Annotated in this window: 28 protein-coding genes; 11 read left to right on the plus strand and 17 right to left on the minus strand. The window is 69.1% G+C overall.

Features of this window, described 5'->3' with window-relative positions:
* Positions 1 to 6 precede the first annotated feature (6 nt).
* Complete coding sequence (locus NNI01S_RS16145; protein WP_063020909.1) at positions 7 to 906, minus strand: helix-turn-helix domain-containing protein; 900 nt, start codon at positions 904 to 906, stop codon at positions 7 to 9.
* Positions 907 to 990: 84 nt separating this feature from the next.
* Here NNI01S_RS16145 and NNI01S_RS16150 point away from each other — a divergent pair, with 84 nt between their 5' ends.
* Genes NNI01S_RS16150 through NNI01S_RS16160 form a run of 3 tightly spaced genes read left to right on the plus strand, consistent with a single transcriptional unit; the run spans position 991 to position 4103 of the window.
* A complete protein-coding gene (locus NNI01S_RS16150) occupies positions 991 to 2154 on the plus strand; it encodes a hypothetical protein (protein WP_063020964.1) in 1164 nt (387 codons plus the stop codon).
* Entirely contained in the window at positions 2154 to 2930 is a 777-nt protein-coding gene (locus NNI01S_RS16155; protein WP_063020910.1) for an SDR family oxidoreductase, read from the plus strand. The genes NNI01S_RS16150 and NNI01S_RS16155 overlap by 1 nt, the downstream gene beginning before the upstream one ends.
* Positions 2931 to 2933: 3 nt before the next feature.
* Positions 2934 to 4103, plus strand: coding sequence for a sulfotransferase family protein (locus NNI01S_RS16160; RefSeq protein ID WP_063020911.1), 1170 nt, complete (start codon positions 2934 to 2936; stop codon positions 4101 to 4103).
* A gap of 232 nt (positions 4104 to 4335) precedes the next feature.
* On the opposite strand, the gene NNI01S_RS16165 is transcribed toward NNI01S_RS16160, so the two are convergent.
* Positions 4336 to 5013 (minus strand): PaaI family thioesterase, encoded by a 678-nt coding sequence (locus NNI01S_RS16165; RefSeq protein WP_063020912.1) that lies wholly within the window; start codon positions 5011 to 5013, stop codon positions 4336 to 4338.
* A gap of 199 nt (positions 5014 to 5212) precedes the next feature.
* On the opposite strand from NNI01S_RS16165, the gene NNI01S_RS16170 reads away from it, so the two are divergent.
* Positions 5213 to 5863 carry an HAD family hydrolase gene (locus NNI01S_RS16170; protein WP_063020913.1) on the plus strand — a complete coding sequence of 217 codons (651 nt, stop codon included), beginning with the start codon at positions 5213 to 5215 and terminating at the stop codon, positions 5861 to 5863.
* A 10-nt stretch (positions 5864 to 5873) separates the two neighbouring features.
* Here the strand turns inward: NNI01S_RS16170 and NNI01S_RS16175 are convergent, their stop codons facing one another.
* The gene (locus NNI01S_RS16175; RefSeq protein ID WP_063020914.1) at positions 5874 to 6467 is read right to left on the minus strand and encodes a TetR/AcrR family transcriptional regulator; all 594 of its coding nucleotides are present in this window, start codon (positions 6465 to 6467) and stop codon (positions 5874 to 5876) included.
* A gap of 21 nt (positions 6468 to 6488) precedes the next feature.
* On the opposite strand from NNI01S_RS16175, the gene NNI01S_RS16180 reads away from it, so the two are divergent.
* Both NNI01S_RS16180 and NNI01S_RS16185 read left to right on the plus strand, forming a co-directional pair.
* Complete coding sequence (locus NNI01S_RS16180) at positions 6489 to 6854, plus strand: hypothetical protein (RefSeq protein WP_063020915.1); 366 nt, start codon at positions 6489 to 6491, stop codon at positions 6852 to 6854.
* Positions 6851 to 7351, plus strand: a complete 501-nt coding sequence (locus NNI01S_RS16185) for a hypothetical protein (RefSeq protein WP_063020916.1) — start codon at positions 6851 to 6853, stop codon at positions 7349 to 7351. The genes NNI01S_RS16180 and NNI01S_RS16185 overlap by 4 nt, the downstream gene beginning before the upstream one ends.
* Before the next feature lie 204 nt (positions 7352 to 7555).
* On the opposite strand, the gene NNI01S_RS16190 is transcribed toward NNI01S_RS16185, so the two are convergent.
* The 3 genes from NNI01S_RS16190 to NNI01S_RS16200 all read right to left on the minus strand — a co-directional run bounded on the left by NNI01S_RS16190 (position 7556) and on the right by NNI01S_RS16200 (position 9656).
* Complete coding sequence (locus tag NNI01S_RS16190; protein ID WP_063020917.1) at positions 7556 to 8053, minus strand: hypothetical protein; 498 nt, start codon at positions 8051 to 8053, stop codon at positions 7556 to 7558.
* Positions 8054 to 8181: 128 nt separating this feature from the next.
* Positions 8182 to 8988: an ABC transporter ATP-binding protein gene (locus tag NNI01S_RS16195; RefSeq protein ID WP_063020918.1), complete on the minus strand. Its 807-nt coding sequence runs from the start codon at positions 8986 to 8988 to the stop codon at positions 8182 to 8184.
* Positions 8985 to 9656, minus strand: a complete 672-nt coding sequence (locus tag NNI01S_RS16200; protein WP_063020919.1) for a FadR/GntR family transcriptional regulator — start codon at positions 9654 to 9656, stop codon at positions 8985 to 8987. The genes NNI01S_RS16195 and NNI01S_RS16200 overlap by 4 nt, the downstream gene beginning before the upstream one ends.
* A gap of 256 nt (positions 9657 to 9912) precedes the next feature.
* Here NNI01S_RS16200 and NNI01S_RS16205 point away from each other — a divergent pair, with 256 nt between their 5' ends.
* The gene (locus tag NNI01S_RS16205; RefSeq protein WP_063020965.1) at positions 9913 to 11583 is read left to right on the plus strand and encodes a 2-isopropylmalate synthase; all 1671 of its coding nucleotides are present in this window, start codon (positions 9913 to 9915) and stop codon (positions 11581 to 11583) included.
* 82 nt (positions 11584 to 11665) lie between these two features.
* Here NNI01S_RS16205 and NNI01S_RS16210 read toward each other — a convergent pair whose 3' ends face one another.
* A complete protein-coding gene (locus NNI01S_RS16210) occupies positions 11666 to 12010 on the minus strand; it encodes a mycothiol transferase (protein ID WP_063020920.1) in 345 nt (114 codons plus the stop codon).
* Positions 12011 to 12168: 158 nt separating this feature from the next.
* Positions 12169 to 12552, minus strand: a complete 384-nt coding sequence (locus tag NNI01S_RS16215; protein WP_063020921.1) for a nuclear transport factor 2 family protein — start codon at positions 12550 to 12552, stop codon at positions 12169 to 12171.
* 87 nt (positions 12553 to 12639) lie between these two features.
* Between NNI01S_RS16215 and NNI01S_RS16220 the strand changes: the two genes are divergently transcribed.
* A complete protein-coding gene (locus NNI01S_RS16220) occupies positions 12640 to 13425 on the plus strand; it encodes a helix-turn-helix domain-containing protein (protein ID WP_063020922.1) in 786 nt (261 codons plus the stop codon).
* A 19-nt stretch (positions 13426 to 13444) separates the two neighbouring features.
* On the opposite strand, the gene NNI01S_RS16225 is transcribed toward NNI01S_RS16220, so the two are convergent.
* The 3 genes from NNI01S_RS16225 to NNI01S_RS34560 all read right to left on the minus strand — a co-directional run bounded on the left by NNI01S_RS16225 (position 13445) and on the right by NNI01S_RS34560 (position 15745).
* Complete coding sequence (locus tag NNI01S_RS16225; RefSeq protein WP_063020923.1) at positions 13445 to 14074, minus strand: maleylpyruvate isomerase family mycothiol-dependent enzyme; 630 nt, start codon at positions 14072 to 14074, stop codon at positions 13445 to 13447.
* A gap of 118 nt (positions 14075 to 14192) precedes the next feature.
* Complete coding sequence (gene xylB / locus NNI01S_RS16230; protein ID WP_063020924.1) at positions 14193 to 15602, minus strand: xylulokinase; 1410 nt, start codon at positions 15600 to 15602, stop codon at positions 14193 to 14195.
* Entirely contained in the window at positions 15599 to 15745 is a 147-nt protein-coding gene (locus tag NNI01S_RS34560; RefSeq protein ID WP_157114821.1) for a hypothetical protein, read from the minus strand. The genes xylB and NNI01S_RS34560 overlap by 4 nt, the downstream gene beginning before the upstream one ends.
* A gap of 77 nt (positions 15746 to 15822) precedes the next feature.
* Between NNI01S_RS34560 and NNI01S_RS16235 the strand changes: the two genes are divergently transcribed.
* Complete coding sequence (locus NNI01S_RS16235) at positions 15823 to 16311, plus strand: hypothetical protein (protein WP_063020925.1); 489 nt, start codon at positions 15823 to 15825, stop codon at positions 16309 to 16311.
* On the opposite strand, the gene NNI01S_RS16240 is transcribed toward NNI01S_RS16235, so the two are convergent.
* The 6 genes from NNI01S_RS16240 to NNI01S_RS16265 form a co-directional block, all read right to left on the minus strand.
* Positions 16302 to 17312 carry a glycoside hydrolase family 172 protein gene (locus NNI01S_RS16240; RefSeq protein WP_063020926.1) on the minus strand — a complete coding sequence of 337 codons (1011 nt, stop codon included), beginning with the start codon at positions 17310 to 17312 and terminating at the stop codon, positions 16302 to 16304. The genes NNI01S_RS16235 and NNI01S_RS16240 overlap by 10 nt on opposite strands.
* A complete protein-coding gene (locus NNI01S_RS16245) occupies positions 17309 to 17596 on the minus strand; it encodes a hypothetical protein (RefSeq protein WP_157114822.1) in 288 nt (95 codons plus the stop codon). Before NNI01S_RS16245 ends, NNI01S_RS16240 begins: the two co-directional genes overlap by 4 nt.
* A 56-nt stretch (positions 17597 to 17652) precedes the next feature.
* Positions 17653 to 19134 carry an FGGY-family carbohydrate kinase gene (locus tag NNI01S_RS16250; RefSeq protein ID WP_063020928.1) on the minus strand — a complete coding sequence of 494 codons (1482 nt, stop codon included), beginning with the start codon at positions 19132 to 19134 and terminating at the stop codon, positions 17653 to 17655.
* Positions 19135 to 19136: 2 nt separating this feature from the next.
* On the minus strand, positions 19137 to 20549 hold the full coding sequence (locus NNI01S_RS16255) for an L-fucose/L-arabinose isomerase family protein (RefSeq protein WP_063020929.1): 1413 nt from the start codon (positions 20547 to 20549) through the stop codon (positions 19137 to 19139).
* Positions 20550 to 20662: 113 nt separating this feature from the next.
* Positions 20663 to 21541, minus strand: a complete 879-nt coding sequence (locus NNI01S_RS16260; protein ID WP_218019211.1) for a glycoside hydrolase family protein — start codon at positions 21539 to 21541, stop codon at positions 20663 to 20665.
* Positions 21542 to 21644: 103 nt separating this feature from the next.
* Positions 21645 to 23945 (minus strand): ATP-binding cassette domain-containing protein, encoded by a 2301-nt coding sequence (locus NNI01S_RS16265; RefSeq protein WP_218019212.1) that lies wholly within the window; start codon positions 23943 to 23945, stop codon positions 21645 to 21647.
* 54 nt (positions 23946 to 23999) lie between these two features.
* On the opposite strand from NNI01S_RS16265, the gene NNI01S_RS16270 reads away from it, so the two are divergent.
* Together NNI01S_RS16270 and NNI01S_RS16275 are read left to right on the plus strand one after the other, a co-directional pair.
* Positions 24000 to 24968, plus strand: a complete 969-nt coding sequence (locus tag NNI01S_RS16270) for a helix-turn-helix transcriptional regulator (RefSeq protein WP_063020930.1) — start codon at positions 24000 to 24002, stop codon at positions 24966 to 24968.
* Positions 24969 to 25033: 65 nt separating this feature from the next.
* Entirely contained in the window at positions 25034 to 25435 is a 402-nt protein-coding gene (locus NNI01S_RS16275; RefSeq protein WP_063020931.1) for a nuclear transport factor 2 family protein, read from the plus strand.
* Positions 25436 to 25804: the final 369 nt, after the last annotated feature.

Below are 25804 nucleotides of genomic sequence, written 5' to 3' on the forward strand. Positions count from 1 at the left end.
GCAAAACTAGAACACGTTTCGGTTGTCGGTCAATGGTTTGTGTCCGCCCGAGTTCGTCGTCACCGTGTCGGCGGCCGCCACCAGCGCGCCCCCGCGCCGGGTGATCTCGGCCCCGGTGATGGAGCGGCCGACGTACATCGTGAGCACCATGTTCTGCCTGCCGTCGGCGTCGTAGGTGGGCGCAGCGAGCAGGCTCACGGCGTGCTCTTTGCGGGGTCGCAGATCCGCGCCGAGATACACCCGCTCGCCCAGGCTGGTCACCAGCTCGCCGACCAGTTCGCGCAGCTCGGGAGGCAGATCACGGTCGGCGACGCCGGCCAGTAGCGAGTACAGCCGCCGCCCCGCGGTGGTCATGCTCTCCACCAGGAATCCGCGCTCGCGGCATTCGGCGACGACCTGGCGCAGGCGCGTCTCGTCCTGACGCAGCGGCACCGCGGGCGGCTTGGCCAGCCAGGCGTCGAACGCTCCGTCGGTGTCCCAGAGCACGTACATCAGGCCGACCGGGGGTGCGAAGTGGTAGGCCGCGCCCACCTTCACCAGGCCGGGGCCGGTGCTCTCCAGCACCATGATCTGCTCGCCGACGATCGCGGAGGCGGTGCAGGTCGTGTGGTAGCGCGCGGAGAGTTTCTCCAGCTCGACGCGGGCGAGCGCGGAGATGGCGAAGCTGTCCTGCGCCACCCGGCCCGCCGCGATCAGTGCCGGTCCGAGCCCGTAGGTGCGGGTCTCGGCGTCGCGCATCAGGTAGCCGCCCGCCGTCAGCTCCGTGAGGATGCCCAGGCATGTCGGTTTGGCCAGGTCGAGCTCGCGGGCGAGCTCGGAGAGGCCGAAGCGTTTCCCGCGCTGTTCGACGAAGAAATCCAGGACCTGCACCACGCGTGCGGTGGGCGCGGACCGGCGGCTGACCATTGACCACTCCTAGAACACGTTCTAATCTTGCTCTTATCGAAATGTACCAGAGTGGTACATATTTGGAACACCGGAGAGAGCCTCTTGCTGACACAGCCGTTCGCGGACGCCATCGCCGCCGCCGAGCAGATCATCACCGGAGCCGCGCACATCCGCACCGAACAGGACCTCGTCGAGGGTTACGACTATCTGGCGGGCAGCATCCGCGCGTCGTTGCAGATGGCCTGGGCTTATGAGCTGGACTTCCCGTTCTTCGTCATGTCCACCGGGCCCTACACCAAGATGGGCCTGGACAACCCCGACACCCTCTACTACCACTCCTATCTGCGGCCGGACACGGAGTACGTGGTGACCGGCACCCGGGGCACCACCCGTGACCTGAGCTTCCAGGTGCTCAACGGCAACTACTCGCCGGTGGACGTGCCCGACAGTCTCACCGCCTTCGACGACCGCGAGCTCGACATCCGGCCGGACGGGACCTACGAGATCCGCTTCGGGCCGGGCGAAGCGGGCCCCGGTTATGTGCACCTGGGCGCCGACGCGGCGATGCTCGTGGTCCGGGAGGTGCACAGCGATTGGGCGGCCGAGAAGGCGGGCACCATCCGCATCCAGCGAGTGGACCGCATCGGTGACGCGCCGCCGCCGCTGACCAAGGATGTGCTGACCAAGCGGTACGGCGTCGCGGGCAAGATGCTGGTGTCCCGGTTGAAGACCTTCCTCGCCTTCCCGGAGTGGTTCTACCTGAACCTGCCGGTGAACACGCTCACCGAGCCGAGGCAGACCCCGGGCGGATTGAGCACGCAGTTCTCCTCGGTCGGCCACTACGACCTGGACGACGACCAGGCCATGATCATCACGGTGCCCAAGTCCGACGCCCCCTACCAGGGCTTCCAGCTCGGCAGCATGTGGTACCTGTCGCTTGACTACATCAACCACCAGACCAGCCTCACCGCCGACCAGGCTCAGGTGGACCCGGACGGCATGATCCGGCTGGTGGTCAGTGAGCGCGACCCGGGTCTGGCGAACTGGATCGAGCGCACCGGGCACGCCAGGGGATACCTGCAGTTCCGCTGGCAACGGCTGTCGCGGGAGATGAAACCCGACGACGGCCCGACCGTGGAGCTGGTCTCCGTCGCGGATCTGCCGGATCGCCTGCCGTTCTACGACCAGGCGCGGGTCACGCCGGAGCAGTGGCGCGACCGGATCGCGGCCCGCCAGGTCGCCGTGGCGGAGAGGATGCTCGGCTGATGTTGTTGCAGGACAAAGTAGTCGTCGTCTCCGGCGTCGGGCCGGGGCTCGGGCGCGCGATCGCGGTGCAGAGCGCCAAGGCGGGCGCGGACGTCGTGCTCGCCTCCCGGACCGAGTCGCGGCTGACCGAGGTGGCCAAGGAGATCACCGAGCTCGGCAGGCGCGCGGTGGTCGTGCGGACCGACATCAACGACGAGGCGGCGGTGGCCAACCTGGTCGAAACGGCGCACAGCGCGTTCGGCAAGGTCGACACGCTGGTGAACAACGCCTTCGCCATCCCGCCCATCGTGGACCTCGCCGACGTCGACCTGGACCAGGTGCGCGCGGGCTTCGAGACGAACGTCCTGGCCGCCTTGCGCCTGACCAGGCTGTTCGTGCCCGCTCTCGCCGAGACCAAGGGCTCGGTGGTGATGATCAACTCAGCGGTGCTGCGCCACTCGCGGCGGACCTTCGGGCCGTACAAGATGGCCAAGGCCAGTTTGCTCGCGCTGGCCCAGAGCCTGGCCACCGAACTGGGGCCGAAGGGCATCCGGGTGAATTCCGTTGCACCCGGCTATATCTGGGCCGACAACCTGAAGTGGTACTTCAACTATCTGGCGCAGCAACGCGGGATCACCCCCGACGAGGTCTACGCCGAGACCGCGAAGACCACCGACCTGCGCAAGCTGCCCGAACCCGACGAGATCGCCGACGCGGTCGTGTTCTTCGCGTCCGCCATGGCACGCGCGATCACCGGCGCGTGCCTGGACGTCAACGCCGGCGAATTCCACCACTAGGAGATGACTGTGATCGGTAGGGACGACGTCGGCACCATCGACGACCTGCACGCCTCCGCCACCAAGGTGGTCGGGCTGGACGATTTCGGCACCGACGACTACCGCGAGGGACTCGGGGTGCTGCTGGAGTCCTATGCCAAGGACGCCGAACTCACCCCGTTCGGCAACAAGGTGAATCGCGCCTTCCTGCGCGGCGCTTTGATCGCCCGGTTGCTCAGCGAGTCCGCCTGGCGGCAGTTCCCGGAGCACGCCGACGTGGCGATCGACCGGCCGATCTTCGTGACCGGGCTGCCGCGCTCGGGCACGACGGCGGTGCACCGCCTGCTCAACGCCGACCCCGCGCACCAGGGGCTGGAGATGTGGCTGACCGAGATGCCGCAACCGCGCCCGCCGCGCGAGACCTGGGCGAGCAACCCGGTCTACCAGCGACTCGCAGCCGCATACGACAAGCACCACGTGGAGCATCCGGAATTCATGGGCGTCCACCACATCTCGGCCGACCAGGTCGAGGAGTGCTGGCAGCTGCTGCGGCAATCGGCCATGTCGGTGTCCTACGAGTGCCTGGCCTATCTGCCGACCTATTCCGAGTGGCTGCGCGAGCGGGATTGGACGCCCGCCTACCGCAGGCACCGGCGCAATCTCCAGCTGATCGGGCTGCCGGACGCGCAGAAGCGATGGGTGCTGAAGAACCCGAGCCACTTGTTCGCGCTGGATGCCATTTTCGAGGTGTATCCGGACGCGCTGATCATCCAGATGCACCGCGATCCGCGCACCATCATCGCGTCGGTGTGCAGCTTGAACGAGCAGGCGACGGCGGGCTGGTCGGAGAAGTTCCGCGGTCCGGTGGTCGGCGCGACGCAGCTGGATCTGTGGGCGCGCGGCGCGGAACGGTTCCTCGTCGACCGCAAGCGCCACGCCGCGGCGCAGTTCTGCGACGTCGACTACGACGAGTTCGTCGCCGACCCGATCGGCACGGTGGAGTCGATCTACCGGCACTTCGGGTTGCCGCTGACCGGCGAGGCGAGTGCGGCGATGACCGCGTTGCACGCGGAGAGCACCTCGGGCGCAGCGCGTCCGGCGCACCGCTACACCCTCGATGATTTCGGGTTGACGGCCGAGCAGGTGGACGCCCGGTTCGGCGCGTACCGGGAAGCGCATTTCCCGGGGCGGTGATCAGTCGGCGCTCGCCGGTGGCGATGCGACCGGCGAACGCCGCGATGACAGCGGGGGCATGTGACGCGAGATGGCATCGAGTGCAGCCGCGGCCGCGCTGCATTCGCGAGCGGCTCGACTACCGGGCCCTCCGTGATAAGCGCGAATCAACCAGGCCCTATGGGCATTCCGTGCCTGTGTGCACCCCGCGCCATTCCCGGCGGCGCTCAGCGCGGCACGCGGTCGCCAGTGGTCAGGGCTGCCCGGGCTCGAGCACGATGAACAGGCCCTTGGCCTCCGCGCACAGCCGGTCGCCGTCGTGCAGGGTGGCCCGCACGTAGACCTTGCGCCCTTCCACCCGCTCGGCCCACGCCCGCACCCTCAGCTCGGTGTTCAGCGGCGTGATGGAACGGTAGTCCACGGTGAGCGACGCGGTCCTGGTCACCGCGCCGGAGCGCACCGCAGCCGCCATGCCGAGCAGGTCGTCGAAGGCGATCGCGATCTGGCCGCCGTGAGCGGCGCTGTTGCCGCCGAGGTGGAAAGTGCGGAAGGTGAGACGCGCGTCGACGCCCTGCTGCGGGTCGACGTGGTCGATGAAGAACGGCGGCAGGGTGATGTTGCCGCGGGCCGGCAGGTCGAAGCGGGTCCAGTTGGGCGTGGACCACTCGTCCACCCGGGCGGCGTCGAGCTTGTCGTTCAGCTCCTTCAGGACGCCGATCGCCTCGACCGCCAGCTCGTCGGAGGGCGAGGCCAGCCGGACGCGGTCCATCAGGCCGCGCACCTGCTCGATGAACTGTCCGTAGTGCGGCCCGCCGCGGGAGATGTCGTCCTTGGCGGCCTCGTGGGCGGCGATCAGCTCGGTCATCGGCCGGAACCCGCCCTCGTGGTGCTCCTTGCTCGGCAGCGAGTCGTCGACCTGCGGTTCGTTCATAAGAACAAGTTATCGGTTGCCCGGTGAATGCTCGCCGCGCGGGTGCTGTGTCCGTCGTCACGGATGGTCACCGCCTAGGCTGGGTCGCGACCGGATATCGCCTGCTTCTGGCGATACCGGCACAGGTTCCTGCGGCCGGACGCGCGACCCGGCGGCGAGCGACCTCTGACCGTTTCGGCTGGCGAAAGGCTCTGTGCGCATGGGTATCACCGCGGTCGTGTTCGACATGGACGGCGTACTGATCGACTCCGAACCGGTCTGGGAAGAGGTGCGGCGCGGGTACGTCGCGGAGAAGGGCGGCCGGTGGCTGCCCGACACCCAGCAGCGGCTGATGGGGATGAGCACCGGTGAATGGTCGGCCTATCTCAGCGGCGAACTCGGGGTTGGTGAGCCGCCGGAAACCGTCGCCCGAGACGTGATCGCGCGGATGGCCGAGCGCTACGCCGGGGGCGTGCCGCTGCTGCCGGGTGCGATCGCGGCCGTGCAGCGGATCAGCGAGCAGTGGCCGCTGGGGCTGGCCAGCTCCTCGCCCCGCGAGCTCATCGACGCTGTGCTCGGCCGCACGGGGATGATCGAGTACTTCTCCGTCACCTTCTCCACCGAGGAGGTCGATCGCGGCAAACCGGCGCCGGACGTCTACCTGACGGTCGCGACGTTCCTGCGTCAGCGTCCGTCGGACTGCGTGGCCGTGGAGGACTCCAGCAACGGCCTGCGCTCGGCCCACGCGGCGGGGATGCGGGTGATCGCGGCGCCGCGTCCGGAGTACCCGCCCGCCTCGGATGCGCTTGCGCTGGCCGCGAAGGTCGTCTCCGGCCTCGACGAACTCACTCCCGCGCTGATCACCGGCTGACCCGCGCGGGTCAGGGACGGTAGGAGGTCAGCAGGGTGCGGGCGGCGGTGGTCAGGTCGTCCTCGAGCCAGGCGGGCAGCTCCGGAGCGTTGGCGTGACGGCGCAGCGCCGCATAGGGGAGATCGACGATCGCGCGGCTGACCGCATCGATTTCCCGCTCGCCGTCCCGGCCGAACAGGGCATGTGCGATGCGGCGTAAGTGGTCGATCAGCGGCGCGTTCATGGCGGCCAGGGTCGCGCGGAACTCGGCGTCCGGCCCGCCGTCGAGCAGGTCGCTGGGACGCAGCTCGAGCAGGAGTTTGGCGTCGTCGGGTAGTTCGCGCCCGAACCGCAGGGCCGCCCGGACCATCCCGACGCCCGCCTCCACCGCGTCCGGCTGGTCCGCGGCGGCGAGGGTGCCGTCCTGGAAGCGGCGCAGCGCGCGCAGCCATGCCGCGGTGAGCACTCCGTTGCGGTTTCCGAAGCGGTGGTACAGGGTGCCGACCGGGGCTCCGCTGGCCTCGGCGATGGCCGACACGCTGGCCGCGCGGGGTCCCTCGGCGAGCACCAGGGAGCGTGCTGCGTCGAGGATCACGTCGGTGTCGTGCTTGCGGGGTGGCGCCATCTACTAGTACGTTCCTTCTATATGGAGCGTTTGTCCTATATAGATGAGCATGCCAGATCCATCGACGCGAATCGCGACCGGGCGTGGAAAGCGGTGCTGAAAGTCGTCTGCCACGACCCGCACGAGCCGACGGCGCCGACCGGGTTCGCCTTCGAGTCCGTGGTCGAGCCGAGCCGTTTGGCGCTGCGCGGACAGCACTGGTTCTCGAAGTACGCGCTGATCTTCGAACTGGACGAGCAAGGGCCGAGCCGGACTCGCGTCCGCGCCCGCAGTTATGGCGACTTTCCCGGTCTCCACGGCCGGATCTACCGTGCGCTGGTCGTGGGAACGGGCGGTCACCGCCTGGTGGTGCGCCGGATGCTGCGCCGGATCGCGGCGGCGGCGTGATCCCCGGGACGGTGTGGGGCGCCACCGAGGCCGAGCGCGAAGCGCCCCTGCCGTGCGACGACCGGCAATCCGGCGGTCTGCAGGCCGACCGGGCGATCAGCATCGACGCGCCGCCCGCCCTCGTCTACGCCTGGCTGTGTCAATTGCGCATCGCGCCCTACAGCTACGACCTGCTGGACAACTTCGGCAAGCGCAGTCCGCGCCACCGCGACCCGCTGCTCACCGAACTGGCGGTGGGGCAGCGGTTCATGTCCCAGTTCGAGCTCGTCTCCTTCGTGCTCGGCAGGCACATCACCCTGCTCGCGAACAAGGTGTGCGTCACCTACGCGGTGCGTCCCGAAGGCACGGGAACCCGGCTGCTGGTCCGGATCCGCTGTAACGCACCGAAACTCGTCGCCGCGGCGCTCGCTCTCGGTGATCTGCCGATGATGCGCAAGCAACTGCTGACGCTGAAAGAACTCGCCGAAGCCGAACACCGCGCCGCGCCGACGGCTTAGTTCTGGCCAGGGCACGCCACGCTCGGCGGTGGCGTCGGCCGATCGACCTGCTGATCTGCGCCCTGACTGATGGTGCTGGGCATCGCAGCGCCGGGCCACTATTCGCACCGGCGCAGTCATCCGCGCCTTCGCCGACGCTGCTGACCGGCAACGACCGTGGTCACCGGGTCGGAGTTCGTCCACGCGGGCGCCGAGCGGCGACGCTCAGGAGAGGCGTTCGACCAGGTCGAACTTTCGTTGTTCGAAGCCCTTCGGCACGGTGTCGCGCACCGAGATCAGGGCGTGTGCCCAGGAGCCGAGGAGAGTGTGGTCGCCCACCGTGCGGCCGGGGTCAGGTACGGGCTCGGCGGTGAGCAAAGGCAACGGGTGGATGCGATGCCGGGCTTCGTTCTCCAGCACGGTCGCTTTGTCCACGAAGATCCGCAGGTCGTGATTGAGCAGGTACCGGCCGACGGCGCCGTGTTCCGGCGGTACCAGTGCGGCCACCGAACCGACTGTGCGATAGAGGTTTTCCTTGTTCCCGTACCGGCGCGCGTCCCGTCCCGCCCAGGTCACCCGGGCGGGCTCGGCGAGCAGTCGTTCGATCCCTGCGACCTGGTGGTGGCCGATCCTGGCGTATGCCATGAGCCGCGGCCCCAGGTCCACGTAGCCGAGCACGAGGTGGTCGTCGGTGCGCAGTACTGCCCGATAGAGCTGCCACACGTAACCGTATTCCCTTCGGTGGTAGACGATTTCGTTGCATGCTCACACGCCATTGCGGTGTGGCGATTACAGCGGCGTTACCACCGTGGTGCGGTTGGGCCGGATGGAAGCGGAGTGGGGGGTGCTGTCTACCGCGGCCACGCGGAGGGTGTGCGTGCCGCGCGTGCGGTCCAGCGGCCGTCGTCGTGGCGGACTTCGACCGGGTGCGCGAACGCGGCGGTGACGTTCTCGGTGGTGATCGTCTGCCGGGCCGGCCCCGACGCCACGGCGTGACCGCCGGCGATGAGCAGTGCGTGGGTCGTCGTGCTCGGCAGTTCCTCCAGATGGTGGGTGACCAGGATGGAGGCGACGTCGGGGTGGGTCCGGTCCAGGGCGTCGAGGGTGTCGAGCAACTGTTCGCGCGCGGCGACGTCGAGGCCGGTGGATGGTTCGTCGAACAGCAGCAGCCGGGGCTCGGCGATCAGCGCGCGAGCGATGAGTGTGCGGCCGCGTTCGCCCTGGCTGAGCGTGGGCCAGAGCTCCGACGCCTTCCCGGTCAGGCCCACCGTGTCGATCATCGCGGCGGCCCGCTCGAGCTGGCCGGGTGTCGGCGTCCAGCGCAGCGGGACGTCGATCGTCGCGGTGAGGCCGGTCAGCACGACCTCGCGGATGGTCAGCGGAGAGCGCAGCGGGTGGCGCGGGTTGACCTGGCCGATGCTGCGGCGCAGCCGTTGCAGTTCGACGCGGCCGAGTTCCGCGCCGAGTACCCGCACCGACCCCGAGGTGGGGAAGGTGACCGCGCCGCAGAAGCCGAGCAGCGTGCTCTTGCCCGCGCCGTTCGGCCCCAGCAGGGCCCAGCGTTCGCCTGCGTGCACGGTCAGCGAGATCCCGTTGATGATCTTCTTGCCGTCGCGGCGGAATGTCACGTCGGTCAGTTCGAGCACCGGGTCGGTCACGTGAAAGCCTCTTTCAGAGCGGTCAGATGGGCTCGGCTGTACTTCGCCGCGGCGGCGGGGTCGCGGGCGGCGATCGCGTCGGCCAGACGCTCGTGCGCGGCATGATCGGCGGACTCCGACGGCACCGGCCGGATCTTCAGCATGTCGATCATCGCCAGACGCAACCGGGGCAGGAAGGTGTCGAACAGCTGAGTCAGCACGTCGTTGTGGGCGGCCACGATGACCGCCCGGTGGAACGCCATGTCCGCGTCGACGTGCTCGGCCACCGGTTCGCCGTTGGCCTCCCTGGCCGCCAGCGCCCGGCGAACAGCCCGCAGGTCGGCGGCGGTCCGCCGCTGCGCGGCCAGCGCGGCGGCCTCGGCCTCGATCGCGATGCGCGCTTCGATCACCGAGGCGATGCCGGCCCGGCGCAGCACCGCGTCCCACTCCTCGGTCGCCTCCAGCGCCGTCACGAAGACGCCCGCGCCTTGGCGACTGTCCAGCACGCCTCTTCCGGCCAGCTCTCGGATGGCTTCCCGCAGCGTCGAGCGTCCGACGCCGAGCTGGGCGGCGAGTGTGGTCTCGCCGGGCAGGCGGTGCCCCAGCGGCCATTCGCCCGCCTGGATGCGGGCCAGGAGCACCTCCGCCGCCTGCGCGGCCAGCGGATGGCGCCGTACCTGCGAGATCATTCGATACCTCTCTACTTGTCTGAGGAGTCGTGTACAGTCTAGCCATCATGCGCACCATGCTTCTCCTTAGCCGCCACGGCGGGGCCTGAACGACCGGCCGCCCGCCGTGGGGCTTCGTCGTGGCCGGTCACCGTTGTCGTGACGGCCGCAACGGCCAGGAAGCAGACCCATGAACACCGCTTTTCCCAGCATCGACACTCCCGCGGGCGACATACCGGATCAGGCTCCGGCCTGGAATCGCCAGCGGCGCTCTCAGATGCCCTCGTATCGTTACCGCGATATCCACCAGCGCATAGCAGTCCCACTCGTGCAACGGAAATGGCCGGAAGCCAGGTTCACGCAGGCGCCCCTGTGGGTGCCGGTCGACCTGCGCGACGGCAACCAGGCGCTCGCCGAACCGATGGACCCGGCGCGCAAGCGACGTTTCTTCGAGCTCTTGGTCGCCATGGGCTACAAGGAGATCGAGGTCGGCTACCCGTCGGCGTCCCAGACCGACTTCGACTTCGTCCGGCTCATCGCCGAGGACGAACTCGCACCCGAGGACGTGACGATCGCCGTCTTCACCCCGGCACGGCGCGATCTCATCGAGCGCACCGTCGCCTCGATCCGCGGCATCCCCAACGACGTCGTGATCCACATGTACACCGCCACGGCGCCCGCATGGCGTGACATCGTGCTCGGCAAGGATCGCGCTGCGCTGCGCGAGCTGATCCTCGAGGGCGGCCGCGCCGTACTGGAATGCGCGAGGGACCTGCCGAACGTGCGGTTCGAGTTCTCGCCCGAGGTGTTCAACCTGACCGAGCCCGACTACGTACTCGACATCTGCGACCGGATGACGACCTTGTGGGACGCCACCGCGCAGCGGCCGGTCATCCTGAACCTGCCCGCCACCGTCGAGGTCGCCACCCCGAACGTCTACGCCGACCAGATCGAGTACATGCACCGCAATCTCGCCCGGCGCGACAGCGTCATCCTGTCGGTGCACCCGCACAACGATCGCGGCACCGGCATCGCGTGCGCCGAACTGGCGGTGCTCGCGGGTGCGCAACGCGTGGAGGGCTGCGTGTTCGGCAACGGCGAGCGCACCGGCAACGTCGACATCGCCACGCTGGCGCTGAATCTGCACGCGCAGGGCATTGATCCGATGATCGACTTCTCCGACATCGACGAGATCCGGCGCACCGTCGAATACTGCACGCGCATGCCGATTCACGAACGTCACCCGTACGTCGGCGACCTGGTGCACACCGCGTTCTCCGGTACCCATCAAGACGCGATCAAGAAAGGCATGGCCGAGCATCGGGCTCGGGCCGCCGCGACGGGCAGGGCGGAGCGCGCACTGGATTGGCACGTGCCGTATCTGCCCATCGATCCCGCCGACCTCGGCCGCGACTACGACGCGGTGATCCGGGTCAATTCCCAGTCCGGCAAGGGCGGCATCGCCTACCTGCTGCACACCGAATACGGGATGGACCTGCCGCGGCGCCTGCAGATCGATTTCGCCGGGCACGTGCAGGCGCTCGCCGACGACACCGGAGTCGAGATCACCGCCGCCGAACTGCTCGACCTGTTCGAGGCGGTGTATTTCGACGACCCGTCGTGGTTGGTCTTGAAAGACTGGCGCACCAGCGGCGACGAGGCGAGCACCGAGCTCACGCTGACCGTCGACGGAGTCACCCACAGCGCGCGCCGCACGGGCGGCCCGCTCGCGGTGCTGACCGAAGCGCTGTCCGAAGCCGGATACCCGATCGAGGTGCTGGGGCTGACCCGGCAGTCGATCGACCGGGACGACGACCGATCCGAGATCGCCTACTTGGAGTACCGCAGCGGCGACCACACCGGCTGGTCCTGCGGCCGAGCCGATTCCGCCACGGCTGCAACACTGGCTGCGGTCGTGCGCGCCGCCGGCCGATCGGCGCGACCATGATCGCGTGACGCGGCCGATCCGGCGGCGCTGATCGCGACGAGGAATCCGGTCGAGGTGCAGGCGGCCCGTCGCCTCGACCGGATCAGGTCGGAGGGGGCGTGGTCGAACTCGCGGCACCGCGCCCCGGGCGGGTGGTTGCCAGGTGCCGGTGACCCCAAGGATGCGTTCGCGCAACAGATCCGCGTGCCTGTTGCGCCGGGTCCGCGACGGCCGCACCCGCCTGGGCGACTTCGGCTCGGAAAGCGGCGAAAGCGGCCTCCGGGTCGGCGTCGGTGATGTCGTCGAAGGCCCCATCCGGTTTGCACTCTGCCGCGCCTCGGAACCAGCCGCGCTCGACTTCGATCATGTGCCGGACCAGGCCGAGCAGCGACATGGGCGGACGGCTCGACGGCTCGGCGGCGGAGCTGGTCGCCGTCGAGCCCCGCACACTTCCACAGCAGGGTGTCGCGAGGCCGGTCGAGCCATCCGCAGCATGGTGCGCTCGTCGGCGACCAGCGGCGTCGCGGTTCGTTCGAGGTCGGGCGCGATCCACGTCACCCGCTCGACCCGAACGCCGCATGCTCGGCCGGGCGCGCGAGTTCGCGGTCAGAACATGCCGTGCGGGATCCGCGCGGGTTCGGGCACCGGCTGCACGACGTCCCAGTGCTCCACGATCTTCCCGTCGACCATGCGCCAGATGTCGACCACCGCCTGATCGGGCTCGGTTTCGTCCGGCATGACCATGCGGTAATGCATGACCACGTACTCGTCGTCGGCGACCACTCGCGCGAGCTCCAGTTTCGCTCCGGCGACAGGAGCCTGCGCGATGTACTCGATGAAAGCGTCCTTACCGGAGGGGTTTCCGGGGCTGTGCTCGAGGAACTCGTCGTGCAGCAGCGTGTGCAGAAAATCGATGTTGCCCGCCGCGAATTCCCGGAAGCCCCGCAGGGCCAGTTCTTTGTTGTCCAGTGCCGTGCTGTCGTTCGTCATGTCGCCGAGAGTGACAGCAGCGGATCCGGGCGTCGATTACATGGCATGTAATGGCGAGCGCGACCGCGCCATCGTGATACTAGGCCGATGAACGGTGATCGACCGGTCGGCGAGCTGCTGCGCGAGTGGCGGCACCGGCGCAGGCTGAGTCAGCTGGACCTGGCCATCCAGGCGGACGTCTCCGCCCGGCACGTCAGTTTCGTCGAGACCGGCCGTACGATACCCAGCCGCTCCATGGTGCTGCATTTGGCCGAACAGCTGGACATTCCGCTGCGCGAACGCAACCGCGTGCTGCTCGCCGCCGGACACGCGCCCGAGTACCGCCGCCGCGACTGGTCCGACCCCGCTTTACGCCGCGCCCGGGACGCCGTGCAGCGGGTGCTGCATCTGCACGAACCGTATCCCGCGCTGGCGGTCGACCAGCGCTGGAATCTCGTGCAGGTCAACGACTGCGTCGGCGTGTTCTTCGACGGGGTGGATCCGGCACTGCTCGAACCGCCGATCAACATGATGCGGCTGGGCCTGCACCCCGGCGGATTCGCGTCCCGGCTGCGCAACCTCGAGCAGGTCCGGGCGTTCCTGCTGCCGCGCCTGGCCCGCCAGGTCATGGCGACCGGGGATCCCGAATTGGCGGCGCTGCACGAGGAACTGCGCTCCTATGGCCCCCTGAGCCGTGCGGACAGTGATCCGGCGGATATCACGGTGCCGATCCGGCTGCGCCACCGCGACGCGGACCTAGCGTTCTTCAGCACGATCACGAGCTTCGGCGCGGCCTTCGACATCACGCTCGACGAGGTCGCCGTCGAGGCGTACTTCCCGGCCGACGACGACACGGCTGCCTACCTGCGCGATTCGGCCGCGACCGACCGGTGAGTGCCGCGCCCTGCCCGGATCATTCCGGCATGGTGAACCGCTCGGCGGGTTCCCCCGTCAGATGTCCGGGCGGCAGCTTGCGCCCGCAGAGCACCAGCAGGAGGTCCTGGGCGCTGCCCGACAGCACCGTGCCGGAGCCGTAGCGAAAATCCAGGTCGTCGGCGCGCAATTCGACACCGCCGAGTTTGGCGCCGAACAGTTTGACGGTCCTCGGCTCGATCGTGTCCAGTACCAGGCGCATGCGATCCTCGGGCACCCGGCGCTCCAGCCCCAGCGCCACGGTGATGTCCAGCCCGTGGATCACATCGTGGCTCAACGCGTTGGACAGTCCGCCGCCCGGCGGCCGCCACGGGTGATCGACGTTGTCCCACAATGATTTCAGCAGATCCGAGGTGCTGAGCGTGGCGGCGTCCACCCGGGCGGCGCGGTCGGCCATGCGGTTGAAATTCCCGAACGCCGCGAGCATCCCCAGCGTGAAGCGGGCATTCGACAGGCGATACGGCATGGTGATGTGCGCGACCACTTCGCGTACCCGCCAGCCCGCGCACAGCGTCGGCGCGTCCCAGCCCGCGGCATCCAGCCCGGCCAAGAGTTCGGCGAGTTCCGTCCGTTCCGCCGTCACCGCCCTTCGCACCTGGGTATCGGTCATTCGTCCACCTCTCTTCGACGAGGTGATCCAACCCCGCACGGCGTCGAGGCGCCACCCGGCGACGAAAATCAGCGATGCGTGCGGGCGGACCGAGCGGAGATCGCGGCACAGACCGTGGTCAGCCGTAGAGCGCTCGGCGGGTCCTCCGGTACTCGGCTCGGATCTCTCGTCCGGTCGCCGTATCGGCCGGCGGCGCAATCTCCGCCATCGAGCAGGACGGCCAGGACGGCGGCCGGGACGCTCCGCTGAGCGCCCACGCGGCTTGCCGGGCAGCGCCGAGCGCGACGTACTCGGCTGGTTCCGGCACCGTCACCGTGACACCGAAGACCTGCGCGGCGATCGCGGCCACCAGCCGCGAGCGCGCCGCGCCGCCGATGAGCAGCACGCGCCGCGGCGTCACCCCGCCGATCTCGGTGAGGTGGTCGAGCGCGTCGGCGAGATGGCACAGCAGCCCCTCGAAGGCGGCGCGGGCCACCGTGCCGGGGCGCATCGCCGCGGGCCGCAACCCGTGCAGGCTGCCCGCGGCATGCGGCAGGTTGGGTGTACGTTCACCGGCGAGATAAGGCAGTAGGACCACGCCGTCCGCGCCCGGTGGCTCCTGCGCGGCCAGCGATTCCAGCGTGGGCAAATCCACGCCCAGCAGATCGGCGGTCGAGGTCAGGATGCGGGCGGCGTTGAGCGTGCAGACCAGCGGCAGGAACGCGCCGGTGGCGTCCGCGAACCCGGCGACCGCGCCGGACGCGTCGGCGGCGGGACGGTCGGTGCGAGCGTAGGCCGTTCCGCTGGTGCCGAGCGAGACCACCACGTCGCCGTCGGCGATGCCCAAGCCCAGCGCGGCACCGGCGTTGTCCCCGGTTCCGGCGGCGACCAGTGTGCCCGACGGCGTGCGCCCGGCAGGCTGGTCCGGGCCGAGCACCCGGGGCAGGGCCGGACGACGTCCACGAAAAGCCATGGTGAGCAGGTCTTCGCGATATCCGCCGTCGGCGGGCGACCAATAGGCGGTACCGGAGGCATCGCCCCGGTCTGTGGTCGGCTCGAGCATGCGTCCCGGCCCGCCGCCCCGGAGCCGCCAGGTCAAGTAGTCGTGCGGCAGCACGACGTGTGCGGTGCGGTCGGCGAGTTCCGGCTCGTGGTCGGCCAGCCAGCGCAGTTTGGCGACGGTCGAACCGGCCACCGGCACGCTGCCGACCGCATCGGCCCACGCCCGTGGGCCGCCGAGGTCGGCGATCAAGTCCTTCGCCGCGTCGGCGGAGCGGACGTCGTTCCACAGCAGCGCGTCCCGCACCGGGATGCCCGCCGCGTCCAACGGGACCAAGCCCTGCTGCTGCCCGGCGACGGCTATCGCGTCGACCCCCTCGAACAGCCCCGTGCTCGCCGTCTGTAGCGCGTCCCACCAGGCCGCCGGGGCGACCTCGGTGCCCTCCGGATGCGGCGCACGCCCCTGAGCGAGGACTTCCCCGCTGTCGGCATCGCAGACGACGACCTTGCACGCCTGGGTGGAGCTGTCGACTCCCGCCACCGTCGTCATCGGGCCCGCCCCGAGCGCACCCCGCTCGCCTCGCCGATACCTGGCAGACGCGCGCCGGAGACCTCGGACGACACTGTCCGCATCGCGAGGACGAGCCCGCCGCGCGATCCGGCGAACCGTCCGATCGTCTGGAGCACACCCATACCGACCACCTTGCCCCCTGGCACCGCGCACCGGACCATTTCGGGTATTCCGTCGCCGTATCGGGCAGACTGGCGCGATGAGCATCGACCCCACCGACGTGCGTATCCGCACGGGAGACGGGACGCAGCTGCCGGAACTGACCGAGGACGCGCTCGGCGACCTGCTCGACGAACCGGCCGGGCCCGAACGTGCCGTGCTCGAGCTCAGCCGCGCCGACCTGCACGAAATCAGGGCCCGGTTGCTGCCCGACGGCGTCTACGAGCTGGAGCACCGGTCCGGTTCACCGACGGAGTCCTTCCAGATGTACACCTCCGACCCGGTGCTGGTGCGTGACGTGCTGTGGGCGTGGCTCTCCGAGAATCCGTGGTGGCGCGACTCGGTCGCGTGGTTCCCGGTCGACCCGGCGATCGCGGAGCTGCGCGCCGTGCAGGACGAGCTCGCCGGACTGCTCGACGGCCTGACCGTGATGGACGATCTCACCGCGGGCATGGACGCGGCGCTGGCACGCGCCGACGAACTGCTGGCCGACTTCCCGCCGGATGCCGGCTACCCCGATCAGGCCTGATACCACCAGGCGGTGGTCGCCACCTCGGCGTCCTCCAGCGGCAGATAGGTCGCCGCGTCCTGCCACCCGAGGGCCTGCACGGTGACGCGCAACTCACGCTCGAAACAGATGGGATCGCGCACGTGCCAGCGGTACATGCCGAACCGCTGCTCCGGGCGGTATATCTCCTCCGGCGGCAATACCTGGTGCAGCCCGAGATAGGGCGTGGAATATGTCCGGTATGTCCCGTCGAGGTCGAAATTCCAGGCCCCGCCGAAATAGTCCTCGGTACCCGTTCCGCAAATAGTGGGATGCTCGGTGTCCCCATCGAGGAAGAACTTCACTTCGCCCTCGCCCCACCATCCCGGGGCGCCGGGGCGGATGGCGAGGTAGGTGCCGACATAACGACCCGGCCCCGGCACCGTGTCGACGATCGTGTGCACGGCCGGAGTCCCCAATCCGGCCGTATGCGTCCATCGCGTGTGCAGATATCCCGCGTCGTCCGGTACGTCCTCTTCGGTGTAGGTCGCCTGGTAGTACACCGGAACTTCGCGCCCGCAACGATTCTCCAGCGTGATGCGCGCCCGGTGCCGGAACGGCATGGGCCAGTAGCTGTTCAACCCACCGGCGGGGGCGACGACCACCATCTCCGAACTCAGCAGGGCCGTCTCGCCCCAGCCGTTGCAGAAGAAGTCACCGAGCGGCGACTCGATCGCGGGCCCTGATGCGTCGTCCCAGGTCATCCGTAGCGTCAACCCGCGCAGAACGGAACGTTCGGTGGTCAACCAGAAATGCCGGAACACTCCGGGGCCGGAAACGTCGGCCAGGGTGACGGTTTCGCCGTGCGCGAGCGCGATCGAGGGGGAGACCTTCCAGCCCGGGCCCAGCAGTCGCGCCGCATGCGCTCCGGTGCCGTCGGTCGCCCGGGCGCCCGCGCCGGGCGCCCCCGTCGGGTTCTCGGCGCTGACCGACCGGGTTCGCGTGCCGTCCAGCCGCCACAGTTCACCGCCCGGCGCGGTCACAATCCCGGCCACCCGTATCGGGGCGCGGTCGACGCGAGCCCGGCTCTGCGCACGGTCTCCGCCCCGCCCGCCGCGGCCGGTTGCCGGTCGTCGGCGCGCTGGGCCAGTTCCCGGCGAACCCGGTCCATGTCGAACCAGAGAATCCGCTGTACCAGATCTTCCAGCGCGCCCGCGGCCAGAGCGCCCGCCTCGGAGTAGACCGGCACGCCGTCCCGCAAGGCCATCAGCGTCGGATAGCGGGTCACCTGCGCGGCTGCGGTCAAAGCCTGAGTGATCGTGGGCATGAAATCCTCGTATCGTTCCGCGAACCAACTCTGCATCGTCGCATGGACATCCGTGCTCAGGAAGACGCGCCCGCGCGGTGCTGTTCGGCCGCCAGGAAATGCGCGATATTCGTCGTGCGATCGTACAGATCGCGGTAATGCCGGTAGTACGGCTCGTATTTCGTGACGCACTCCGGATGCGGCCGCACGGTGTCGACGACGGGATTCCACCCGGAGGTGTCGACCCCGGCGGCCTCCGCCGCGAGCAGAGCGTCGCCCAGGCTCGCGCCGACGGTGTCGGTGGGCAACTGCTGCGGCAGCCCGGTGACATCGGAAACGATCCGGGTCCACAGCCCGCCTTTGGTGCCGCCGCCCACCGCGACCAGGCGCGCCGCCCGCCCACCGGCTTCGGTCATGGCCTCCAGGTTGTGCCGCACCCCGTACGCGATGCCCTCCAGAACCGCCCGGTAGAGCTCGGCCCGTCCGTGCCCCAAGGTGAGTCCAGCGACGATGCCGCGAGCATCCGGGTCGAACAGCGGAGTGCGCTCCCCGGCGAAATACGGCAGTGCGAGCAGTCCTCGGCTGCCCGCGGGCACATCGGCCGCCGCCGCGACGAGGTCGGTGAAGTCCCCGCCCACGAGCTTGCGCAGCCAATCGGTCACCGCGCCGGAGGTGGCCATGCCCGCGGCGAGCGTGTACGTGCCCGGCCAGGTGCCGCAGGTGCCCCAGAGACCGGGATGCGGACGCGGGTCGGTGAGCACCTGCACCAGGAACATCGTGGTGCCGTACATGATCATCGCGTCGCCCGGAGCGCGGACGCCGACGCTGGCCGCCTCGGCCCAGGCATCGATGGTCCCGGTGGTGACCGGCAGCCCCGCCGGAAGTCCCGTGGCGGCCGCCGCGTCCGGGCTCACCCGGCCGACGATCTCGGTGGGCCACGCCAGCTCCGGCAGCGCCCAGCCCGGCACGATTCGCTCGGCCCAGTCCGTCGCCCACCCACGTGCGCGCAGGTCGTACAGGGGTACGCACTGACTGGCCGATTGGTGGTCGAGAACGTAGCGGCCGGTGAGGCGGTACACCAGGAAAGAGCTCGCCATCAACAGCATCGCGGTGCGCGCCGCGACGTCCGGCTCGTGCCGGGCCAGCCATCGCGCCTTCGGACCGACCGCCTGACTGGTCAGTGGTGATCCGGCGCGGTCGAGCACCGCCCGCGCGCCGAATTCCGTGTTCAGTTCCGCGATCTCGGCACCGGCCCTGGTGTCGACGCCGTAGAGGATGGCCGGGCGCAGCGGCCTGCCCTGCGCGTCGGCGGGCAGCAGGCACGGGCCGATGCCGGACACCGCGAGACCGTCGAGCGTGGCCTTGCCCGCCGCCGCCACCAAGTCGCGGGCGAGCGCGACGAAATCGGCCCACCACACGGTCTCCGCGTCGTGCTCGACCCAGCCGGGGTGTGGCATGGATACCTCGTGCGGCCGCTCGGCCCTGGCGAGGATCGTGCCGCGGGCATCGGTGAGCACGCCCTTGGAACTCGAGGTTCCGATGTCGATGCCGAGGAACATCGTCACCGCGTGAACTCGTCCACGGCGACATCGAGCAGGTCACACGTCGCGCGCACGGCGGCCCGATGGTCGCCGGGCACCGCGTGGATATGGTTGGCGCCGAAGCGGTTCAGGAAGTCCTCGGCGCGCGCGTCCAGCCGGGCGAACGCGTGCGGCCACTCCCAGGTCGACTGCTTCATCAGCGCTTCGTTGGTCTGCTGGTCGTAGTCCTCGAACTCGCCGAGCATCAGCTGCATGCGGTAGTCGCCGTTCAGGCGGGTGAGCCGCGCCAGAGTCATCTGTCCCGGCGCGGCCAGATGGTGCACCGAGGCGCCGCCGGCGGGAAAGAAGAACACCTCCGGGTACAGGTGCACCTTCGCCAGGTTCTCGGCGGGATCGGCGCTGCGCGCGGCGAACCAGGTGGCGTGCTGGCCGGAGTTGCACAGATCCCAGATGTCGCGATCGGCGTGATGATGCCGGACGTCGGCGAACAGCACCGGGGTGCCCGCGATCCGCTTGAGCAATTGCATGGTCAGCGCGCCGTCCATGTCGGCTTCGGTGGCGCAGACGTGCGGTTCCTTCGGGCCGTTCCAGTCGTAGGGATCGTTGAGGAACGCCTCGGTGACATCCATGGTGGCGAAATACTGGGTGAGTTCGGGCTGCCCCTTGATCCCGGAGAAATCCAGCCGCCATTCGGCGATCAGTTCGCGCACCGCCAGATACGAGCGGATCTGGCGTTCCAGCACCTGCGGTGTGAGTTTCGCGCCGTCGTAGTGCACGCCCGCGGTATGCCGCTCCAGCCATTCCCGCGCGGCCCGCGCCTCGCCTGCGTCGGCCAGCTCGGCGCGCCGCACGATCTCCCACTGATCGATTTCCTCGACGTCGATGCCGAACTGCCGCTGCCACTGATCGGTGTTGGCCACCGCGGTGTTCATGCCCATCGGCCGCCCCCCGAAGCGCCCGAATGTCGAACCGCGCAAGCCCGATACGGCGGCCGCGGCCCGCGCGCGCACACCGATGGCCTCGATGAGCTCCGGATCGGACGGGTCACCCCACAGTCTGCTGTGCTTGCGGCCGATCTGATCCAACGCGCCGCCCGCGGCCAGCATGCCCACCATCCCCGGCTGCACGGGGTCGATATTCGACAGCAAAAGCAGCGGCCCGGGTATCGCGCCCGCCGCGAGCATGGTGAAGTGCGGGAACGCCCACACCGCATAGTGCAGAACGGTCAGATCGACGCTCGCGGCCGCGACCGCCCGCGCCACCGAACCGGCCAGCGCGTTGTCGCTGATCGGCGCCGCGCCGCGGACCACCGCGTGGCCCGCCTCCTCGAGCGCGGCCACCAGCCGGTCCTCGGTGGAGGCGATGAAATCGGCGATGCCCGCATGCACATAGTCGCGGCCATCGGAAATGCTGATAACGCCGATACGGGCCATGCCGGTCCCTCCCGTAGGTGGGGTGATCGGATAGTTCGACTCGATCAACAGATACCAGCCGCGACCGGGCCGCAGACGCGTTTCGCCGAAATCGCCGGGGCGCGCCGGTCCGCCTAGCGCGGAACCGTTTTGACGACGCGTGACTGCGGAAAGTTGAGCGGCGCCAAGTGGACGCCGCCCTGACCCCAGCCCGCGCTGGTGATCCACCACCGGCCGTCGTCGCCGATCACCTCGGCGGCGTGCGCGGCGACATGGCCGACCTTGTCTCCGATGCGGAAGCGAAAAGGACTGTCACTGCGGAAGACGTCGGTGCCGACGTAATGCGGGCGCGGGCCGATGAACAGGTACCACCATCCGTCATATCGGAGGACGTAAGGGGATTCGGTATTGCCCGCTTCGGTGCCTTTCGCCGGGTCCGCGTAGGCGATGTGCCGCTCGCCCCAGTGCACGAGATCGGTGCTGGTGCGGTAGGCGACGACGTGATGACCGCCCGTCGGGGCGCTGGTCGCGCAGTAGTACATCACCCACTGGTCGCCCACGCGCACCACCATGGGGTCGCGCGCGTCGTAGCCGTCGTAGAACAGCGGACCGGCCGGCGATCTGGTCCAGTGGAACAGGTCCGGTGAGGTCGCCAGGTTCATCGCCGCGGCGGTGCGGTCGGCGCCGCCCGCCGCGTAGAACATGTAGTACTGCCCGGGGGCGCCGACCACATAGGGCGCCCACAGATGCGTTTCGCCGTAGTCCCGGTCCACGCGCAAAGCGCAATCGAGCTTGGTCCACGGCCCGTGCAGCCGGTCGGCGGCGGCGTGGGCGAACTCGGTCTCGTCGAACGGGTCGGCGGGCTCCGGATGGGTGATGCCGAAAAGATGCCACCGACCGGCGTCGTCGCGAACAATCGTGTGGTCGTTGATGTACCAGGATTTCGATTCACCGGCGCTCGGGTCGTAGATCCGCACGAAAGCCCCCGCCCGAACCACCTCCCGCATCGTCATAGGTTCATGATGCCGTCGCAGCCTGCGCCCCGAGCGGTCCTGCGCGAATCTGTGGATCTCTGCTGCTTGCGTCGCCCGCCGCGATTCCTTCGTGCAGGGCCGGTCACACGCGGGCCGCGACACTGCGCCGCAGATACTCCGCGGTCAGCGACCGGCGATCCTCGAGCAACGCCGCCGGGGTTCCGGCGAAAACTATTTCCCCGCCGTGCTTTCCGCCGTCGGGTCCGAGGTCGATCACCCAGTCGGCGCGCGCGACGACATCCAGGTCGTGCTCGATGACGATCACCGTATTGCCCGCGTCGACCAGCCGGTCCAGCAATCCCACCAGAGTGTCGACGTCGGCCATGTGCAGCCCGGTGGTCGGCTCGTCCAGCACGTAGATCCCGGCGTCGCCGCGACGCTGGAGATGATCGGCCAGCTTGACGCGCTGACGCTCGCCGCCGGACAGCGAGGAGAGCGCGCGGCCGAGGGTGAGGTAGCCGAGCCCGACATCCAGCAACGCCCGCAACGGCGTGCCGATGCGCCGGTCCCCGTCCTCCGCCCAGAAATCCAGCGCCGCTTCGGCGGACATCTCCAGGACGTCGGCGATCGACGCGCCGCGGATCTCGTAGGCGAGTGCTTCCGCCCGGTACCTGCGACCGTGGCAGGTCTGGCAGATCGTCGTGACCGGATCCATGTACGCCAGGTCGGTGAAGATCACGCCCGCGCCGTCGCACTCGCCGCAGGCGCCGTCCGAGTTGAAACTGAACAAGCCCGCTCGCACGCCGTGTTGCTTGGCGAAAAGCTGACGCAGCGGGTCCATGATGCCGAGATAGGTGGCGGGGCTGGAACGTCGTGATGCGGCGATCGCGGACTGGTTCACCGCGATGACCTGCGGGTGCGCGGTGACGAACGCGCCGGACACCAGCGTGCTCTTGCCGGATCCCGCCACGCCGGTCACCGCCGTGAGCACACCGGTCGGAAACCGTGCGGTCAGACTTTTGAGGTTGTAGGCGTCGGCATCGGTGACGGTGAGCCAACCGGTCGGCTCGCGGACGTCTTCCTTCACCCGCCGCACGCGTCGCAAGCCCACACCGGTGGGCGTCCGGGCGACCCGCAGTTGATCGACCGTGCCCTGGAAGACGACTTGTCCGCCGTGGGCGCCGGCGCCGGGCCCCATGTCGATCACATGGTCGGCGACGGCGATGACATCGGGGGAGTGCTCCACCACCAGCACGGTGTTCCCCTTGTCCCGCAGTCGGCTCAGCAGCGTGTTGAGCCGCCCCACATCGCGGGGATGCATGCCGACACTCGGCTCGTCGAAGATGTAGGTCATGCCGGTGAGGCTGGAGCCCAGATGCCGGACGACCTTCAACCGTTGCGCCTCACCACCGGACAAGGTCGCGGTCTCCCGATCGAGCGACAGGTAGCCGAGCCCGACTTCCTCGATCCGGCGCAGACGGGCGACGGCCGCCTGTGCGATCGGGCGAGCCACCGGATCGTCCAGGCCCGCGAGCACCTCGATCAGCTCGGTGACCTCCAGCCTGCCGTAGTCGGCGATGCCGAGGCCATCGATCCGGCTCGCCAGCGCGGCGGCGTTGAGCCGGGCGCCCCCGCAGTCCGGGCAGACCTCCTCGGTGACCACCGCTCGGGCCGCCGCCCGGTTCTTGTCCGACAACGCGGCGAGATCGCGCTTGATATACAGGCGGTCGAACCGCTCCAGCAGGCCTTCGTAGGCGTTGTTTCCCGCCGAGCCGTTGCGGTTCTTGCGCGGCACCCGGAAACCCTTGCCGTTCAAGAACAATTGCCACTCCTCCGGAGTGAAGTCCCGCAGCGGTTTGTCGGGATCGAACAGTCCCGACTCGGCATAGAGCTGCCACTGGAACGTTCCCACCGCGAACGGCCCGAAGGTGATCGCGCCCTCGTTGAGTGATTTGCCGGGATCGATGAGTTTGTCCAGGTCCGGGCGCACCACCTGGCCCAGGCCGCCGCACGCGGGGCACATGCCCAGCGGATCGTTGAACGAGTAGCGGGTCGCTTCGCCCGCGCTCGGCACGCTGTGCCGGGAGAACAGCACGCGGATGATCGACTGGATATCGGTCATCGTCCCCACCGTGGAGCGGGAATTGCCGCCGATCGGCTTCTGGTCCACGACGACGGCGGGCGCCAGGTTGTCGATCGCGTCCGCCTCCGGGCGCTCGTATTTCGGCAGCCGGTTGCGGATGAACCAGGTGAAGGTCTCGTTGAGCTGCCGCTGCGACTCGACCGCGACGGTCCCGAAGACGAGCGACGACTTGCCCGATCCGGATACGCCGGTGAAGACAACGATCTTGCCCTTGGGGATCGTCAGTGAGACGTCGCGCAGGTTGTTCTCGCGCGCGCCGACGATCGTGATGGTGTCTCGATGAGCTTGCACGACCGTCACGCTAGGAGCCGATGAGGTCGGTTTCTGTCCTCCTTCGCGGCCATACTGGGATCCGTGACCCAGACCGCCGCCCGCTTGCTCCAGCTGCTCTCGCTGTTGCAGACGCGCCGCGAATGGAGCGGCCCCGAACTGGCCGCGCGGCTCGGCGTCACGGTGCGGACCGTGCGCCGGGATGTGGAGCGCCTGCGGGAGCTGGAATATCCGGTGGTGGCCAGTCTCGGCGCGATCGGCGGATACCGTCTGGAAGCGGGCGTGGCGCTGCCGCCGCTGCTGCTCGACGACGAGGAGGCGGTCGCGATCACTCTCGGCCTGCGCGGCGCGGCGCAGGGCGCGATCACGGGGATCGAGGAATCGGCCGCCCGCGCGCTGGTGAAACTGCAGCAGGTCCTGCCGTCCCGGTTGCGCCGCCGGGTCGATGCGCTGGACACCACCACCGTGTCGCTCGGCGGACCGGCCGCCGGTCCGACGATCGATCCCCAGGTGCTGGTCACCCTGGCCGCCGCAGCGCGCGACGGCGAACGCGTCCGCTTCCGCTACCGCGACAAGACCGATGCGGAGAGCGGCCGTCTGGTCGAACCGCACAGCCTCGTCTCGGCGGGGCGCCGCTGGTACCTGGTGGCCTGGGACGTCGACCGCGCAGACTGGCGCACCTTTCGCGTGGACCGGCTGACCTCACCGCGGCCGATCGGAACTCGCTGCGCGCCCCGCGTGCTGCCCGCCGAGGACGCGGCCGGTTTCGTGACCAGCCAATTGGCGCGCTCCAGGCCGGTTCGCCACGTGGTCCTGCGGGTCGACGCCCCTGCCGAGGCTCTGATCGAAGCCTTCCGCGTGCGCGCGGAAGAGATCGAACCGCTGGATGAGCGGAGCTGTGTCCTGCGCACCTCCGCGGATTCGCTGGAGTGGACCGCCCTTCGCATCGCGCATCTGGACCTGGACTTCGAGATCGTCGAACCCAGCGAGATGAAAGACCTGCTCGCCAGGCTCGGCGCCAAATTGCTTCGGGCGTCGGGGAAACCGGGCTAGAACAACTGCCGCAGCCTGCGGATATTCGGCCGCCCCAGGTCGAAGGCGGCACTACGGTGCTGCGCATGACGCTCTCCGTGGAAGACCGCCTCGACATCACCGACCTCATCGCCCGGCACGGCCACATCATGGACGCGGGCGAACTCGATCGCATGGACGAGCTGTTCAGCCCGGGCATCGTCTACGACCTCACCGCCCTCGGCCTCGGCGAATTGCGCGGCATTCCGGCTCTGCGCGAGGCGGCTCTCGCGCTCGGCGACGCGAATCCGGTCGGGCACCACGTCACGAATGTGCTCGTCACCGCGAGCGAGACGGATCGAGTGCTGGTGCTGTCCAAGGGAATGGGCATCGCCGCCGACGGCCGCTGCGGGAGCGTGACCTATGAAGACGTGGTGGTTCGCGAACCCGCCGGCTGGCGAATCTCCTATCGCAAGGTCGTCCCGCGCCGCGTTCCACTGGGCGGCTGATCGCCGGGCGGCGCCTTCGTCGCAAAGCGGAGGAAACGATCTTGTGGTGGTCTGAATCACACTTCTGTCATTTGAGCCTCCGTTGCGCTGCCCGCACGCCTCTGACCTGCGAAATGAGGCGCTGGGCAGGCGATTTGACGAAGCGTTATCCGCCGCGTAACTTATTCCAAGTCAGAGCGACACGGACACCGACCCGGAGCCGAGAAGCAAGGCGGAAACGCCGAGCGGATGGACCGGGAAACGAGGTAGGACGAGGAGCGCCTGACGATCACACTGGCTCGAACGGGAGCTCGATTTTGATCGGGTGAACAAATGGGCTAAGCTGGAAAAGTTGCCTCACTAAAGTTCCGGAATGACCCGGGGCGATGG

It is taken from the genome of Nocardia niwae NBRC 108934 = DSM 45340 (genome assembly GCF_001613465.1).
Lineage (GTDB): Bacteria > Actinomycetota > Actinomycetes > Mycobacteriales > Mycobacteriaceae > Nocardia > Nocardia niwae.

Coding starts and splice junctions, on each gene's coding strand:
- NNI01S_RS16145 (WP_063020909.1), bottom strand. CDS start 906: ATGGTCAGCCGCCGGTCCGCGCCCACCGCACGCGTGGTGCAGGTCCTG.
- NNI01S_RS16155 (WP_063020910.1), top strand. CDS start 2,154: ATGTTGTTGCAGGACAAAGTAGTCGTCGTCTCCGGCGTCGGGCCGGGG.
- NNI01S_RS16160 (WP_063020911.1), top strand. CDS start 2,934: ATGACTGTGATCGGTAGGGACGACGTCGGCACCATCGACGACCTGCAC.
- NNI01S_RS16165 (WP_063020912.1), bottom strand. CDS start 5,013: ATGAACGAACCGCAGGTCGACGACTCGCTGCCGAGCAAGGAGCACCAC.
- NNI01S_RS16170 (WP_063020913.1), top strand. CDS start 5,213: ATGGGTATCACCGCGGTCGTGTTCGACATGGACGGCGTACTGATCGAC.
- NNI01S_RS16175 (WP_063020914.1), bottom strand. CDS start 6,467: ATGGCGCCACCCCGCAAGCACGACACCGACGTGATCCTCGACGCAGCA.
- NNI01S_RS16180 (WP_063020915.1), top strand. CDS start 6,489: ATGGAGCGTTTGTCCTATATAGATGAGCATGCCAGATCCATCGACGCG.
- NNI01S_RS16200 (WP_063020919.1), bottom strand. CDS start 9,656: ATGATCTCGCAGGTACGGCGCCATCCGCTGGCCGCGCAGGCGGCGGAG.
- NNI01S_RS16205 (WP_063020965.1), top strand. CDS start 9,913: ATGCCCTCGTATCGTTACCGCGATATCCACCAGCGCATAGCAGTCCCA.
- NNI01S_RS16215 (WP_063020921.1), bottom strand. CDS start 12,552: ATGACGAACGACAGCACGGCACTGGACAACAAAGAACTGGCCCTGCGG.
- NNI01S_RS16220 (WP_063020922.1), top strand. CDS start 12,640: ATGAACGGTGATCGACCGGTCGGCGAGCTGCTGCGCGAGTGGCGGCAC.
- NNI01S_RS16225 (WP_063020923.1), bottom strand. CDS start 14,074: ATGACCGATACCCAGGTGCGAAGGGCGGTGACGGCGGAACGGACGGAA.
- xylB (WP_063020924.1), bottom strand. CDS start 15,602: ATGACGACGGTGGCGGGAGTCGACAGCTCCACCCAGGCGTGCAAGGTC.
- NNI01S_RS34560 (WP_157114821.1), bottom strand. CDS start 15,745: ATGGGTGTGCTCCAGACGATCGGACGGTTCGCCGGATCGCGCGGCGGG.
- NNI01S_RS16235 (WP_063020925.1), top strand. CDS start 15,823: ATGAGCATCGACCCCACCGACGTGCGTATCCGCACGGGAGACGGGACG.
- NNI01S_RS16245 (WP_157114822.1), bottom strand. CDS start 17,596: ATGCCCACGATCACTCAGGCTTTGACCGCAGCCGCGCAGGTGACCCGC.
- NNI01S_RS16250 (WP_063020928.1), bottom strand. CDS start 19,134: ATGTTCCTCGGCATCGACATCGGAACCTCGAGTTCCAAGGGCGTGCTC.
- NNI01S_RS16255 (WP_063020929.1), bottom strand. CDS start 20,549: ATGGCCCGTATCGGCGTTATCAGCATTTCCGATGGCCGCGACTATGTG.
- NNI01S_RS16260 (WP_218019211.1), bottom strand. CDS start 21,541: ATGACGATGCGGGAGGTGGTTCGGGCGGGGGCTTTCGTGCGGATCTAC.
- NNI01S_RS16275 (WP_063020931.1), top strand. CDS start 25,034: ATGACGCTCTCCGTGGAAGACCGCCTCGACATCACCGACCTCATCGCC.